Genomic DNA, 14090 nt, shown 5'->3' with positions numbered 1-14090 from the left:
ATAATGGTTTTCATAGGTTTCCATCGCAACTCCCTCGACGCTTCGGGAGGACATGGGTCCATGATCGTCCCGAAAGCGGATGCAATCGGATTGGTCGGGAAGGCCCAGATCCAGAAAATCACTCGATACCGAATTCGACCTCGTGCAAACAGACGAAATCGGCGATAATCGAAGGACGAATGCTGTGCACCCGACCTCCGCAAGGGGCGGTCGATGATCAGAGTCGATGAATTCTCCCGCCTTGTGTCCGCGATCTACGCGACGGCCGTAGCTCCCGGGCAGTGGGATTCGGTACTCCGCGGCCTCGTGCGCGCCTTCGACGGCCGCGGGTCCGGCCTGGTGACGTCGGCGACGAGCAAGCCGCGAGTCGACACCATGCTCCGGCAGGTCGGTGGTGAGCCTTCGGCGCTGGCGACCTACAACGAGTACTACGGCCGACTCGACTACGTGGCCGACGCCGTGGTGAGGGCCCCGATCGGCCGGATACACACCGGGACCGAGTTGATCTACCCCAACATGCACACGGAGTTCTATGCCGACTGGTGCCGCCCCAATCGTTTCGAGGACGGCCTGTTCGTCCGCCTGACGAGCGGGAGCAACACCGTGTGGCTGGGAGTTGCCGCAGAGCGCGGCGCGGAGCCGTTCGGAACCACCGATCGGCTTTCGTCGTTCCGACAGTTGATTCCACACCTGCAACAGGCGATTCGCACCCAAGCCAGGCTCGCGGACCTCGAGCAGAGCGAACGCGACCTGTCCGCGGCGCTCGAACAGGTGTCGCGGGGCATCGCGATCATCGGATCGGACACGCGGATTCTGCACCTCAACGCGGCAGCCGAGAGAATCTTCGCTTCCGACGACGGCCTGCACCTCGATGCTCAGGGATCCGTCTCGGCGTCCGTCACACGTTCCGATCGAGAACTCCGCTCCCTCGCCTACCGCGCGCTGGACCCACACGGCGACGGTGTTCCCGCCGGAGGCTCGGTCTCCTGTCCTCGCCCGTCCGGGCGATGCGAGTACGCAGTCCATGTGATCCCGCTCAGCCCGGAGACCGTCGAGGCGACCGTCTGGCTGGACACAGCGAAGGCCACCGCACTGGTGGTGATCGACGACCCCGATCGCGTGCCCAGACTGGACACCGCCATGTTGCGCCGGCTGTACGCGCTCACCAGCACGGAGGCAGAGGTCGCGCTACGGGTCGCTCAGGGCGACGGGTTGAGGCCGATCGCCGAGGAATTGTCCGTCTCGACCACCACGATCAGAACCCATCTTCAGCACATCTTCGAGAAGACCACCACGCACCGCCAGGCCGAACTCGTCCGACTCCTTCTGTCCATCGGCCCGGCGGGGAATCCCGGGCCGTAGCGTCGAACGGTTCCGAGAACTCGGGCCCGTCAGCTGAAGGGACCCGACGTGCGCTGCGAGCGCATGAACGGTCCCTTCAGCTACGGCGATCAGCCGACCGCCCGGCGCATCAGGTCGGCGACCACCGGATCGAAGGCGACCAGCGTGACGATCCCGACCTTCGTCGGGGTGGACCGGATCGCGGTGACGGCCTGCTGCACCGCGTCACCGGTGGGCCATCCGAATGCGCCCGCCGAGATGAGCGGGAACGCGACCGTCACGGCGCCGAGTTCGTCTGCAACCGCGAGGCTGCGCCGGTAGCACGACCGCAGCACCTCGTTGCGGTCCTCCTGCTGGGAGTAGCGCGGCCCGACGGTGTGGATCACCCAGTTCGCGGGCAACTCCCCCGCGGTGGTCGCGACGGCCGCGCCCTCGGTCAGGCCGTCGGGCAGGGTGGTCGCTCGCAGCGCGCGGCATGCCGCGAGGATCGCGGGACCGCCGCGGCGGTGGATGGCACCGTCCACCCCACCACCGCCGAGCAGTGACGAGTTCGCGGCGTTGACGACGGCGTCCACCCGCTGCGTGGTGATGTCGCCCTGGACGATGTCGATGACGGTCATGCGTGCTCCTCCGGTGTCGTCGTGGTGGCGCCGCCGCGCGCGGCGCTCTCGGCCAGGCGGACCAGGTCGTCCGCCCGGTAGCCCGGCCAGCCGTGCAGCATCCGACGCCACCGCTCCGGGACGGCGGACGCACCCCACCGCGCCCCGAGCAGACCGCCCGCGATCGCCGCGGTGGTGTCGGTGTCGTGACCGGCACGCACCGCCTGTTCGAGTGCGCGCTGCAGGTGCCCAGTGTCCGACGCCGCGCCCGTATCCATCGTGGTGGTGATCGCCCACCACGCGGTGAGCAGCGCGTCGACGACCCACCCGTTGTTCGGGAAGTCGGCCGGCGTGCCGCGTTCGGCCGTGTCGAGCAGCGGCGCCCAGTAGCCGCGAGTCCCCGCCGATGCGCCGTCCAGGTACCCGCGGACTCCGTCGAACGTGCCATGCAGGACGGCGTGCCGGATCGCGTGGGTCCACATCTCGCACGCCTCGACCGCACGCTCGTCGTGGTGGGTGAGCAGGCCGATCGCCCGCGCCGCCCGCACGCATCCCTCGGCGTCGTCGAGGTAGGCCAGCGCGACCGGGGCCGTTCGCATGAGCGAGCCGTTCCCGCCCTTGCGTCCCGGCAGCGACCACGCGATCTGCCGCATCTCGTCGGCCGACGCGGGCCGCCGCGACAACACCGCCGACGTCTGGTTCCCGATGTCGGCCGGTTCCGAGTCGTACCACCGGACGAACTGCGCCGCAACGGCATCCAACCCCGGACCACCCGCGATGTCGATACCGGTCGCGGCGACTTCGGCGATCGCGAGGGCCATCGAGGTGTCGTCGGTCCACTCCCCTGGGGCGAACGCACCGATTCCCCCACCGATCATGTCGATCACCGCGCCTGACGCCGGCGTCGTGAACTCGTAGCCGGCACCCAGCGCATCGCCCGCGGCGGTGGCGAGCAGTACCCCCGCGGCGCGATCGGCGCGTTCCTCGGTCAACCTCATCGAACTCCTTTGGATCGTTTTCGCGCTAAATATTAGATCGGCACTGCGCTAATCTGCAAGGGTGATCGGGCGCGCAACGGAATCCGAGTGGCGGGACGCCGACGGGAAGGCACTCACCGACTACCCCCGTCCGTCGGTGGCCGTCGACGTCGCGGTCCTCACCGTGCAGACAGGCCGACTGCACGTCCTGGTGGTCGGCCGGCCCCGCGGCGGACTCGCACTACCCGGATCGTTCCTGCGGCCCGGCGAGCGCCTGGCCGACGCGGCCGAGCGGGCGCTGAGCACCAAGGCCGGACTGGTCGGCGCCGACTTCCATCAACTCGCGATGTTCGACGCGCCCGACCGCGACGACCGCGGCTGGGTGCTGTCGATGGCGCACGGCGCCACGCTGCCCCGCGAGCAACTGCCGTCGGACGCCGAACTGGTCCGCCTCGACGGGCGCGTCGCGAGCGAGCCGCTGGCGTTCGACCACGCCGACATGGTGTCGCGCGCCGTCGACGATCTGCGGGCCCGGTACGCCCGCCGGGTCGACCCGTCCGATCTGCTGCCCGACTCGTTCACGGTGCTCGAACTGCGACGCCTGTACGAGACCGTGTTCGACCGGTCGCTGCCCAAGGATTCGTTCCGGCGCCTCGTCATCGACGCGATCGAACCGACCGGACGGATGTCGAGCAGCGGCGCGGGGCGCCCGGCCGAGTTGTTCCGGCGCCGCGGCGACGACGAACTTCCCGCCGGCGCCGCGGGATTGCTCACGGATTGACGCCCCCGACCGGCCTGCCGTACCGGACTTGTCGGTCCGTCGCGCTACGTTGAACCCGACACGAGACGAGCGCCGCTGCGGCACTCGCCCCGTGACATTCGGGCCCGACAGACAGGGGGGCACATGTTCGAGATCACCAGCTTCGACGAGGCCGTCGACCGGTCGTGGATCACCTTCCAGCACAAGCTCGCCGACCATCTTTCCGCGATGCGGAACGACGACGTCCTGATCCTCGACTGGATCGAGGAGTCCACCGTGGAGGGATTCACGCCGTGGATGCAGTTCCTGCTGTGGGACAACGAGTTCGTGCGCGCCGAGGTGTCGTCCAACGCCTACCTCGCGCCGCTGTACACCCTCGCACCGGAGGACGAGGACCGACTGTGCGCGCTGGGATGGGGCCGTCCGACGCACCTGCCCCACGAGGATCCCGACGACGGTTCACCCGCGTTCTTCGTCGACAAGGAGCAGCGCTGGGCCGATCAGATCGCGGCGATGACCGTCACGACCCTGCGGGAGATCTGGAACGTCCCGCATCCCAGCTTCCTGCGCACCGAGATGATCGGCACCCTCGAGGGGGCCGACCTGACCGGCGCCGACACCACCGACGCCGAACCCGAGCACCCCGGTCTCGACGACTCGGCGGCCGTGGTGGCCCGCGATCCGCAGGAGCTCCGCGAGCTCGTCGCCCGCACCGTCGAACAGGCCATGGGGTTCCCGCCTGAACTCGACGAGGACGGGGACGTCGTCCTGAGACTCGACGACCAACCGGTGTTCGTCATCTCGCATCCCGACCGGCCGCTCGTGCGGGTGTGGATGCCGCTGCTGTACGCGGTTGCGGGGCGCACCCGGGCCGCCGAGAACATCTGCGACCTCACACGGCGCTGGCCCGGCATCCGCTTCACGCTGGACGACGACCGGCTCAATGCGTCGATCGACATCTCCGGGAACCCGTTCGTGCCGCGCCATCTCATCGACGCACTCGACCAGTTCGGCAAGTTCGTGCCCACGATCGACGCGGGGTTCGCAACACGATTCGACGGCTCGCGGTTCGCCGAGGGGCTGTATCGGGCCGACGTCGACGCCGACGAGGGTTTCCCCGACGATGCCGCCGGCGGCGAGGAGGACGAGGCCGACCTACCCGCGGCGCTGATGACGCTGCTCCATCTCGACCCGAACGGCACCGGGGCGCTGAGCGCGCACGAGGTCGCGGCGGTGTGCGGTCACGACCGCGATGCGGTTCTCGAGTACCTGAGGATCACCAAGGAGCAGGAGATCAGCTGGCGCGAGTCCGCGAGAACTGCCCGCACCGAGGACGATTCGGAAGAAGCCGACGTCTGCGACTGCGAGGCCCGGGTGTGGGCGCAGACTCACGAGTCGCTGCGCGAGGCGCTCCGGGTGATCGCGCTGCCGGACCCTCCGCGTGCGGCGCCGACGGCCGCCAAACCCGACCAACTGGACCTTCTCGGCGATTCGGCCGGGCCGACCCTGTTCGACACCAACACGATCGAACCCCCGGACCACACCGCGAGGGGCGCGGAGTGACCCCGTATCCGGTGGCCGGCGACTGATCCCACCACCGGATCCCGTGCGGCGCCGACGAAACCCACGAAAAACCCGTGTGCCGAACGCGGTGCCGTGACGGCCCCGCGGGGGGACAATGAGTCTCGCCAGACCATTTCGGACCTCGAGGAAAGGAAGGGTCATGTCAGAGAAACCAGAGGACTCGATCGTCCAACAGAGCGTCGCCAAGGGAACCTCGATGGGCGCCGCCGTCCTCCTCGTCACCGCCGGCGTGCTCGAGTTCCTCCAGGGAATCTCCGCTGTGGCCAAGGATGACGTGTTCGTCGTCGGCCTCGAGTACACCTACAAGTTCGACGTGACCGCGTGGGGATGGATCCACCTCGTGCTCGGTGCCATCGTCGCGATCATCGGTGCCGTGTTGTTCACGGGCGCAACGTGGGCGCGGGTCGGCGCGGTGGTGGTCTGTGCCGTGTCGATCATCGTGAACTTCCTGTGGCTGCCGTATTACCCGTTGTGGGCGATCTTGATCATCGCGCTGAACACCGTCGTGATCTGGGCAGTGACCACCTGGAACCCCGAGAAGGTGTGACCTGGACGGGATAACGATGGACAACGGCAACGGCACCCGGCCGCTCGACGAGAACGAACGCGCCGAACTCCTCCGGTTGCGCGACGAGGTGACGGCACTGCGCACGCAGGTCGCCGAAACCACCACCGCCGCACCGGAGACGGTCGCACGCGCCCCGCGACACACCATGCGGTGGATCGCGGTGACGATCCTGCTCGTGCTGGTGGCGGTGTTGTCCATCGTTTCGGTGACATCCCGGTTCACCCGCAGTCAGATCCTCGACACCGATCGGTACGTCACCACCGTCGCACCGCTGGGCGAGGATCCGGCGATCCAGGCGGAGATCTCGAACCAGATCACGGACGAGATCTTCGACCGCGTCGACGTCGAAGCACTCACCACCGAGGCGCTGACGGCGCTCACCGACGCCTCGAACCTGGCCGAGAACGCCCCTCGGGTCAATCAGATCCTCTCCGGGCTGGGGCCCGTGATCGCCGGGCAGGCAAAGGGCTTCATCAGCGACACCGTGACCACGTTCGTCCAGTCACAACAGTTCGAGGACCTCTGGATTCAAGCCAACCGCACCGCACACACCGCACTCGTGTCGGTGGTGACGGGCAACTACGGGCCCAGTTCGGTCGAGGTCGACGAGAGCGGCACCGTCAGCATCTCGCTCGCGACGATCATCGACAACGTGCGCACCGAACTGACCGACCGCGGCTTCACGTTCGCCGAGAAGATTCCGACCGTGGACAAGCAGTTCGTGCTGTTCCAGTCGCCCGACCTCGTGAAGGCGCAGCGCGCGGTCAACGCCCTGGACAAGGTCTCGGCCGTGCTGCCCTGGTTGACCATCGCGTGCGCGGCCGCTGCCGTCGCCGTCGCACCCAGCGGACGTCGGTTGCACACGCTGTCGCTCGCGGGGCTGTCGATCGCCCTGGGGATGCTCGTCCTGGCGATCGGGATCCTCATCGGGCGCGCGATCTACCTCAACGAGGTTCCGCCGGACGTCCTCTCACCCGATGCCGCGACCGCGGTGATCGACACCGTCCTGGTGCCGCTGCGGACCACCCTGCGGGCCGTCGCGGTGTTCGGCCTCGTGATCGCGCTGGGCGCGTACCTGATCGGTGGCTCGTCGTCGGCGACGTTCGTGCGGCGCGGATTCGGCCGGGGACTCGACATCGCCCGCCACCCCACACCCGGCCGGACGCCGACCACGGTGGAACGGTGGGCCGCCCAGGCACGAGTTCCGCTGCGGTGCCTCATCATCGGGGTCGCCGCTCTGCTGCTGGTCTTCTGGCGCTACCCCACCGGTCTCGTGGTGCTGTGGATCGTGCTCATCGGACTGCTCGCCCTCCTGGCGCTCGAGGTCCTGATCCGTCCGGTTCTGGCCGGCGGGCCGCCCGACAGCGGCACTCCCGACGGCGCGGAAGCCGTCGCCGGCCAAGAGCCTGAGACCGAGTCGAGCTAGAGTACGAACCCCGAGGAACAGGCCGCCCGTCTCCGCACACTCCGACTACCCGAGTCGGTCATGGACTACCCGACGGTCGTGTGCATCGCCGTCGAGGGCGGCGCGACGGCGCATCTGGTTCCGCAGGACCTGGTCGAGTGGATGTCCATTCAAACCTTCCGTTCGGCCACCCTGAGGTCCAGCCTGACCAGACAGGGTCGGGGCGGTCAGACACCCTGGGGGTTACACGTGATCCCTGGTAGCTCGATGTGGTCACTCACCGTTGCCGTGGGAGTGGCGGCGCATGATCTGGGCCGTGATCCCGTGCGACTTCGGCGGGCACTGCCCTGAGGGGAGATGATGATGGACTTCGCACCCATCTGGTGGACGCTCTGGTTCCTGCCCGAATCGACTCGGATCTGGCTCATGCGGAACGTCCCGTGTGAGCTTGGTGGGTACTGCTACTACTGAGAAAACGGTGATCCCGCGGCCGAGCCCGACGATCTGAGTGCTGTTCACCCATGCCGGACCGCACGAGTCGACCATCGCCATGGATGTGCGCACATCCAACACCGAATTGCCGACTCGGCGTCGGTAGTTCGGGGCCCGAAGGCAGTTATGAAAGGGCCTTGGCTTTGAGCGCCGCGAACTCTTCGTCACTGATGACGCCGGCGCTCCGCAGTCTCTGGGCGTCGGAGATCTGTTCGGCGCGAGACTTGCCCACGATCCGCCGGGCGGTCGCGTCCTGGCTCTCCGCGAGCCGTTCGGACGCGGAACGCGAGCGGCGCGCCATGTCTTGTCCCCTGACGATCAGGTAGATGAGCGCCGAGAAGAACGGCACGACGAAAAGGAAGAGAATCCACGCCGCCTTCGCCCATCCCCGCGTCTCGTGATCCCTGAACAGATCGGCGAAGATCGCGAAGAGCACGATCAAGTACGCGCCGAACGCGAAACACGCCAGGACCACCCAGAAGAACTCCCAGAAGCTGTCCATCTCTCGGCTCCGTCTCTCCCTGTCGACCGGGCACCGCTCACGAAGCCAGGATTCTGGCCTTCTCGGCGGCGAACTCTTCCTCGGTGAGGACCCCCTGGGCCTTGAGCTCGCCGAGTTGTTTGAGGGCCTCGATGCGGTCGACAGGTCCCGCGCCCGGCGCGGGAGGAGCCGGCGGGGCGGGCGGTGGCGGTGGCGGGGTTTGGTACTGCGGGGGCTGCTCCTGTGCGGCCCAGCGCTGTCCCTGACGACGCGACACTCGGTTGGATACCGCCGTCGCGGTTCCGGCGACCACCGCGGTCCGGGCTACACCTCTCAGAAGTCCAGGCATGATGCGCTCCTCGATCTCTCAGCTGGCGTCGTCGAGCGCGTCGAGCGCCGACAGCACGCCTTGGATGGGAATCCTCCCCGAGGCGACGAGCTCGGCGCCCTCGCGTCGCAGTGCGGCCGCGAACGGTGCGGCCCAACAGTTCTCGTAGACCAGGACCGCGCCGGCGCAACCCGGTTCGAGGACGGCCGCGGCCTCCTCGAGATCGGACCGGTCGAGCAGGCCCGACGCCGCCTCCGCGAACAGTGTCACGTCGATCCCGCCCTCGAAACCCAGGTCCTCGATTGCGATTCCGGCCAAGGCGCCGTCGGCGTCCTTCCGGACGAACACCAGGTCGAGCACGCGGATGATGCCCCGCTCGACGAGGTCGCGCAGGTGCGGCAGAGCCGATCCGTCCGGTTTCCGGTCAGCCGGGAATTCCACCACGAGATAGTCGATGGGTCCGAGTTCGTCGAGTTCCGTGTCGTTCACCGCACGCCCTCACTTCCCGAGGCGGCGGACCCGAAACGAGGGGTGGCCCACCCGACGCCGGATCCGGCGCGATCGTCAGCCGCTCGTAGATGCGAGATCAGTATCGCATCGGCGCAGGCGGCGCGGGCCGGTCTGCGGGAATATTCGGTCCCTGCGCCGGTGCTGTACCCAGGTAACGTGCGATCGTAAGCAAAACGAAAGGAGCCCGGCCGTGGCGAACAGGATCGAGCACAACGCGGACGACAACCGGTTCGAGATCTACGTCGACGACGCCCTCGCCGGGTACGCCGACTACGTCGAGGCGAACGGCGTGCGGGACTTCGGGCACACCGTCACGAACCCGGACTTCCGCGGGCAGGGCCTGGCCGGCCAGGTGGTCAAGGCGGCCCTCGACAGGTCCCGCGAACAGGGCTTCAAGATCGTGCCGTCGTGCTCCTACGTGGAGAAGTACGTCGCCACGCACCCCGAGTACGCGGACCTGGTCGCCTAGTCCCGCACCGCCCCGTACCGATAAGTGGGACCCGTTCACCCGCGCGGACGCGGCTGCGGGTAACTATGACGTCATAGGTAGAACGGGTTCTTCATCTAACCAACGAGGTTGCGTATATGAGTGGCGCTTCGGCCATCGGTGATGGCATCTTCCAGATCACGGTCCCCATGTCCCACAACCCGCTGGGCAGCACCCTCGTGTACGCGATGGAGTCGCCGGGCGGCCTGATCCTCGTCGACGCCGGCTGGGACGGCGACGAGGGTTGGGACGGCCTGACGGCGGGCCTCGAGTCGATCGGGCACTCGGTGGCCGACGTCGAGGGCGTCGTGCTCACCCACTTCCATCCCGACCACACGGGTCTGTGCGGGCGGGTACGGGAGGCGTCCGGCGCGTGGATCGCGATGCACGAGGCCGATCACGACATGTTCGAGAAGATGTCGTCCGGCCGGGACCAGGAGTGGATGGACTACCACCTGGCCAATCTCGAACGCGCCGGCGCTCCGCTCGCCGACCGCGAGGCGTTCGCGCGGGCCGCCGAGGGCGACGCGCCCGTCGGGCCGGAGTCGGCGCCCGACCGGATCCTCGTCGACGACGAACTGATCGCCCTCACCGGGCGCGACCTGCGGGCCGTGTTCACGCCGGGCCACACCCCCGGCCACGTGTGCTTCTACCTCGAGGACGCCGACGTCATGTTCACCGGCGACCACGTGCTGCAGAAGACCACGCCGCACGTCGGCAACTTCGAGTACCCGCTCGAGGAACGCGACGCGCTCGCGGAGTTCATGGAGTCGCTGCGCCGCGTGCAGAAGATGGACATCACCCGCGGACTCGGGGCGCACGGTGTCCCGATCCTCGACGTGGCGGGCCGTGCCGGCGAACTGATCGATCACCACGAGGAACGCCTCGACCATCTCTACGAGGCGTTCGCCGACGACGAGATCACCGTGTGGCAGGTGGCCGAGCGGATGAAGTGGTACCGGCCGTGGGACAAGTTCCACCCGATGGCGAAGGGCATGGCGCTGTCGGAGGCCGCCGCCCACCTGCGGCACCTGGTCGCCCGCGGGCAGGTCGCCGCGGTTCCCGGCACCGAGCCTGCGCGGTTCGCCCGCAGCTGACCGAGAACGCGACGGGGCCCGGCGGTTCGCCGCCGGGCCCCGTCTGCGTCTCTATTCCTCGTCCTTGCGCGGACGCCCCGGGCGCCGCATCCGCTCGGCGTTCGACGGCGCCCGTCCCGCGTCGTCGAGCGCTCGCCGTAACAGGAACTCGATCTGTGCGTTGGTACTGCGCAGTTCGTCTGCGGCCCATCGTGCGAGCGCGTCGTGCACCGCGGGGTCGAGGCGCAACAGCACCTTCTTGCGTTCGACCATGACGGCGCAGCCTACTGGTAGAGGGTTCCGGTGTTGACGATCGGCTGTGCGCTCTGGTCGCCGCACAGCACCACGAGCAGGTTCGAGACCATCGCCGCCTTGCGTTCCTCGTCCAGTTCGACGGTGTGCTCGCGCTCGAGCCGCTCCAGCGCCGAGGCGACCATGCCGACCGCGCCGTGGACGATCTGCTCGCGCGCCGCGATGACGGCTCCGGCCTGCTGTCGGCGCAGCATCGCCTGCGCGATCTCCGGGGCGTACGCGAGCTGGTTGATGCGCGACTCGATCACCTGGACGCCCGCGGACCGCACCCGCTCGCCCACCTCGTCGGACAGCCGCGAGGTGATCTCGTCCGCGTTCTGCCGCAACGAGATCGACGTCCCGTCGCCGTCGTACGGGTAGCTGCCGGCGATGTGTCGCACCGCGGCCTCGGTCTGGACCGCCACGAACTCCTCGAAGTCGTCGACGTCGAACATGGCGCGGGCGGTGTCGCGCACCTGCCACACGATGACCGCGGAGATCTCGATCGGATTGCCGTCCGCGTCGTTGACCTTCGCCTTGCCGGTGTCATGGTTGCGGATTCGCGTGGAGATCGCCCGCCGGGTGTTCAGCGGGTTGACCCAGCGCAGACCGTTCTCGCGCAGCGTGCCCGCATACGACCCCTGCAGCAACTGCAGGACCCGGGCCTGGCCGGGCTCGACGAGCACGAGTCCCACGAGGGCGTCGAGGGCGACGAAGACGAGTACTCCCCCGGCGACGATGAGCGCGATGTTCGGGTCCGACCCGAGGAAGATCCCGGCGGCGATCAGACCGGCGCCGACGATGAGCGCCAGCAGTCCGCCGATCGCGAACGGCCACCCGTTCGCGGACCAGCCCGGACGCTCCTCCACCCCCGTCGAATCGATCGCATCCCTGGGAGCGAACTCGGTTACCGATGTCATCGTGCCCTCCTCGTCGGCGCGGCCCGCCTCGACGCGTACCGCCGAAACAGATATTAAAGTGATATCACTTTTTAGGCAATCGCCGGATCGCCGACGCCCCCGTCGCGGCAAACGCCCCACGAACTTGAAATACGTTCTAGTGTGCTGAGGATGAGCATCCTCGTCGACGACCGCGCCCGCGTGCGGACCCTGACCCTCGACCGCCCCGAGGCACTCAACGCATTCGACGAAGCCCTGTGCGACGACACCACCGAGGCCCTGCTGGCGGCCGCGCAGGACCCGGACGTCGCGGTCGTCATGCTCACCGGCAACGGCCGCGCCTTCAGCGCCGGCGCCGACCTCCGCGAGATGCAGGCCCTCACGACCGACCCCGACTTCCGGCGCGGCAGGCACGGCTTCCACGGCATGATCGATGCGCTGGCGAACTTCCCCAAGCCGCTGATCTGCGCGGTCAACGGGGTCGGGGTGGGGGCCGGGGCGACGATCCTGGGCTTCGCCGACCTGACGTTCGTGTCGAGCGCGGCCCGCCTCAGGTACCCGTTCACCGACCTCGGTGTGGCTCCCGAGGCCGCGTCGAGCGTCCTGATGCCGGCGCTGATCGGCAGGCAGAACGCCGCCTGGGCGCTGATGAGTTCGGAGTGGATCGACGCGGACCGGGCCGTGGAGATGGGCCTGGCGTGGCGGGTGTGCGCGCCCGGCGAACTCATGGACGTGGCACGCTCCCACGCCGAAATTCTTGCATCCAAGCCCGTTTCGAGCTTGATCGCGGTCAAGAAGACCATGACCGAACCGCGCCGCGCCGAGATCGCCGCCGCCCGCGAGCGGGAGAATGCCTGCTTCCGCGAGATGCTGGGTGGACCGGCGAACCGGGAGGCACTGACCGCGTTCGCGGAGAGGCGGCGCACCGACCGACTCACCTGATGCCGGGATCGACCGATTCGGTGCGTTCGTGATCTAGCGTGGCGGTATGGACCCGATCGGATTGCGGATAGCCCTGTGCCTGACGTTCGTCATCGGCGGCGCCGTGATCGCGTGGACCTCTCGGGCGGCGGCGAGTGGCCGTCTGCGCCGAAATCCCTATCTGGGCATCCGCACCCCGACGACCATGTACAGCGACGACGCGTGGTCCACCGCGCATCGGGTGAGCAAGCCGTGGACCGCAATCGGCGGAGGGCTCTCGATCCTCGCCGGCCTCGGCGCGCTGGCCCCGATGCCGGAATCGATGCTCACGGCACTCGGCGCCATCGGCGCGGCCTGCCTGCTCGGCTTCACCCTAATGGGCGCGTGGCTCGGGATCCGGGCGGTGAAGGCGGCCCCACTGGACGCCGAAACCGAGACCGAGGCCGAGGCCGAAACGTCCTAGCCCCTCCGGTCAGGCCACCACGCGCATCCCGGTCATTCGGTCGTGTACGCGGCGTCGTCGCGCAGAACCTTCGCCGACTCGGCGAACCTGCGGACCTGCTCGTCCTGCCACACGTGCGCCTGGGTGCCACCGCCCAGGACCCGACTGGCCAGTGCCGACGACGTCCCGATCGGGACGTCGCTGCCGGCGATGACGACGTTGCCGTCGCGCCGGCCCTTGAGCATCGCCGGGTCCGCGATGATCGCGGTGTGCTCGAACACCGTGCCGATGGTCGCGGCCTCCGCCCGGGCGCCGCGCAGGTCCGGGGTGTCGCCGCAGTTGACGACGTAGATCCCGCCGGGCGCGAGGACGCGGCGCGCCTGCCGGGTGAACTCGAGCGTGGTCAGCGCCCGCGGGGTGCTGCGGCCCGCGAACACGTCGCGGATCACCAGATCGCGGCTGTCGTCGGTCAGGGTCTCCGTGACGGCGCGGGCCTCCCCCACCCGCACGCGCAGGAGCGGGGCGCGGGGCAGGTCGAACCATTCCCGCACCAGCACGGCGAGGCGTCCGTCCAGTTCGACGACCACCTGCCGCGCCTCCGGATACAGGGACGCGAACGCCCGCGCGAGTGTGCACGCCCCGCCACCCAGATGTAGCACACGCAGCCTCGACGACGAATCCCACTGGGAACGAACCAGTTCGGAGATCCACCGCATGTAGTCGAAGGCCAGAGTCTGCGGATCGGCCAGGTCGATGTGCGAACTGGGTTCACCGTTGATCTTGACGATCCAGCTCTGCTGGTCGAACGGATCCTCCTCGAGCTCACACGTTCCGGTGTCGATCTCGTAGGTTCCGGCGACGGGACCACCGTCGCCGCGAGGGTCGCGGCCCTCACTCCTGCGGCCGCCCCGCTGCCTGCCCATCGACGC

The 14090-nt window shown here is 68.6% G+C and carries 17 protein-coding genes; 9 read left to right on the top strand and 8 right to left on the bottom strand.

Annotated features, from left to right (window positions below; translation table 11 throughout):
* Window positions 1–213 precede the first annotated feature (213 nt).
* Window positions 214–1362: a helix-turn-helix transcriptional regulator gene (locus tag EGT67_RS17455; protein WP_127917354.1), complete on the top strand. Its 1149-nt coding sequence runs from the start codon at window positions 214–216 to the stop codon at window positions 1360–1362.
* 89 nt (window positions 1363–1451) lie between these two features.
* On the opposite strand, the gene EGT67_RS17450 is transcribed toward EGT67_RS17455, so the two are convergent.
* A complete protein-coding gene (locus tag EGT67_RS17450) occupies window positions 1452–1961 on the bottom strand; it encodes an O-acetyl-ADP-ribose deacetylase (protein WP_127917353.1) in 510 nt (169 codons plus the stop codon).
* Entirely contained in the window at window positions 1958–2938 is a 981-nt protein-coding gene (locus EGT67_RS17445; protein WP_127917352.1) for an ADP-ribosylglycohydrolase family protein, read from the bottom strand. Before EGT67_RS17445 ends, EGT67_RS17450 begins: the two co-directional genes overlap by 4 nt.
* Window positions 2939–2999: 61 nt before the next feature.
* Here EGT67_RS17445 and EGT67_RS17440 point away from each other — a divergent pair, with 61 nt between their 5' ends.
* The 4 genes from EGT67_RS17440 (at window position 3000) to EGT67_RS17425 (ending at window position 7255) form a co-directional block, all read left to right on the top strand.
* A complete protein-coding gene (locus tag EGT67_RS17440) occupies window positions 3000–3698 on the top strand; it encodes an NUDIX hydrolase (protein ID WP_241566092.1) in 699 nt (232 codons plus the stop codon).
* Between the two features lie 123 nt (window positions 3699–3821).
* On the top strand, window positions 3822–5240 hold the full coding sequence (locus EGT67_RS17435) for a T3SS (YopN, CesT) and YbjN peptide-binding chaperone 1 (protein ID WP_127917351.1): 1419 nt from the start codon (window positions 3822–3824) through the stop codon (window positions 5238–5240).
* Window positions 5241–5400: 160 nt separating this feature from the next.
* On the top strand, window positions 5401–5808 hold the full coding sequence (locus EGT67_RS17430) for a DUF7144 family membrane protein (protein WP_127917350.1): 408 nt from the start codon (window positions 5401–5403) through the stop codon (window positions 5806–5808).
* A 16-nt stretch (window positions 5809–5824) separates the two neighbouring features.
* The gene (locus EGT67_RS17425) at window positions 5825–7255 is read left to right on the top strand and encodes a hypothetical protein (RefSeq protein ID WP_127917349.1); all 1431 of its coding nucleotides are present in this window, start codon (window positions 5825–5827) and stop codon (window positions 7253–7255) included.
* Window positions 7256–7850: 595 nt separating this feature from the next.
* Here the strand turns inward: EGT67_RS17425 and EGT67_RS17420 are convergent.
* From EGT67_RS17420 to EGT67_RS17410, 3 genes are read right to left on the bottom strand one after another with little or no spacing between them, the layout of a single operon-like run.
* A complete protein-coding gene (locus EGT67_RS17420) occupies window positions 7851–8228 on the bottom strand; it encodes an SHOCT domain-containing protein (protein WP_127917348.1) in 378 nt (125 codons plus the stop codon).
* A 37-nt stretch (window positions 8229–8265) separates the two neighbouring features.
* Window positions 8266–8556 (bottom strand): SHOCT domain-containing protein, encoded by a 291-nt coding sequence (locus tag EGT67_RS17415; protein WP_127917347.1) that lies wholly within the window; start codon window positions 8554–8556, stop codon window positions 8266–8268.
* 18 nt (window positions 8557–8574) lie between these two features.
* A complete protein-coding gene (locus tag EGT67_RS17410; protein ID WP_127917346.1) occupies window positions 8575–9024 on the bottom strand; it encodes a DUF6325 family protein in 450 nt (149 codons plus the stop codon).
* A gap of 211 nt (window positions 9025–9235) precedes the next feature.
* Here EGT67_RS17410 and EGT67_RS25545 point away from each other — a divergent pair, with 211 nt between their 5' ends.
* Together EGT67_RS25545 and EGT67_RS17400 are read left to right on the top strand one after the other, a co-directional pair.
* Window positions 9236–9514, top strand: coding sequence for a GNAT family N-acetyltransferase (locus EGT67_RS25545; protein ID WP_241566091.1), 279 nt, complete (start codon window positions 9236–9238; stop codon window positions 9512–9514).
* A 116-nt stretch (window positions 9515–9630) separates the two neighbouring features.
* Window positions 9631–10629 (top strand): MBL fold metallo-hydrolase, encoded by a 999-nt coding sequence (locus tag EGT67_RS17400; RefSeq protein WP_127917345.1) that lies wholly within the window; start codon window positions 9631–9633, stop codon window positions 10627–10629.
* Window positions 10630–10680: 51 nt separating this feature from the next.
* Here EGT67_RS17400 and EGT67_RS17395 read toward each other — a convergent pair whose 3' ends face one another.
* Together EGT67_RS17395 and EGT67_RS17390 are read right to left on the bottom strand one after the other, a co-directional pair.
* The gene (locus EGT67_RS17395) at window positions 10681–10881 is read right to left on the bottom strand and encodes a type II toxin-antitoxin system antitoxin (RefSeq protein WP_127917344.1); all 201 of its coding nucleotides are present in this window, start codon (window positions 10879–10881) and stop codon (window positions 10681–10683) included.
* An 11-nt stretch (window positions 10882–10892) separates the two neighbouring features.
* Window positions 10893–11819, bottom strand: coding sequence for an SPFH domain-containing protein (locus tag EGT67_RS17390; protein WP_127917343.1), 927 nt, complete (start codon window positions 11817–11819; stop codon window positions 10893–10895).
* 150 nt (window positions 11820–11969) lie between these two features.
* On the opposite strand from EGT67_RS17390, the gene EGT67_RS17385 reads away from it, so the two are divergent.
* Both EGT67_RS17385 and EGT67_RS17380 read left to right on the top strand, forming a co-directional pair.
* Complete coding sequence (locus EGT67_RS17385) at window positions 11970–12740, top strand: enoyl-CoA hydratase/isomerase family protein (RefSeq protein WP_127917342.1); 771 nt, start codon at window positions 11970–11972, stop codon at window positions 12738–12740.
* A gap of 46 nt (window positions 12741–12786) precedes the next feature.
* On the top strand, window positions 12787–13182 hold the full coding sequence (locus tag EGT67_RS17380) for an SdpI family protein (protein ID WP_127917341.1): 396 nt from the start codon (window positions 12787–12789) through the stop codon (window positions 13180–13182).
* Between the two features lie 32 nt (window positions 13183–13214).
* Here the strand turns inward: EGT67_RS17380 and EGT67_RS17375 are convergent, their stop codons facing one another.
* Window positions 13215–14084 carry a spermidine synthase gene (locus tag EGT67_RS17375; RefSeq protein ID WP_206612427.1) on the bottom strand — a complete coding sequence of 290 codons (870 nt, stop codon included), beginning with the start codon at window positions 14082–14084 and terminating at the stop codon, window positions 13215–13217.
* Between the last annotated feature and the right edge of the window lie 6 nt (window positions 14085–14090).

Source organism: Prescottella agglutinans (assembly GCF_004011865.1).
GTDB lineage: Bacteria > Actinomycetota > Actinomycetes > Mycobacteriales > Mycobacteriaceae > Prescottella > Prescottella agglutinans.
The sequence above is the reverse complement of the archived record's forward strand: the minus strand, read 5'-3'. Positions and strand labels throughout refer to the sequence as shown.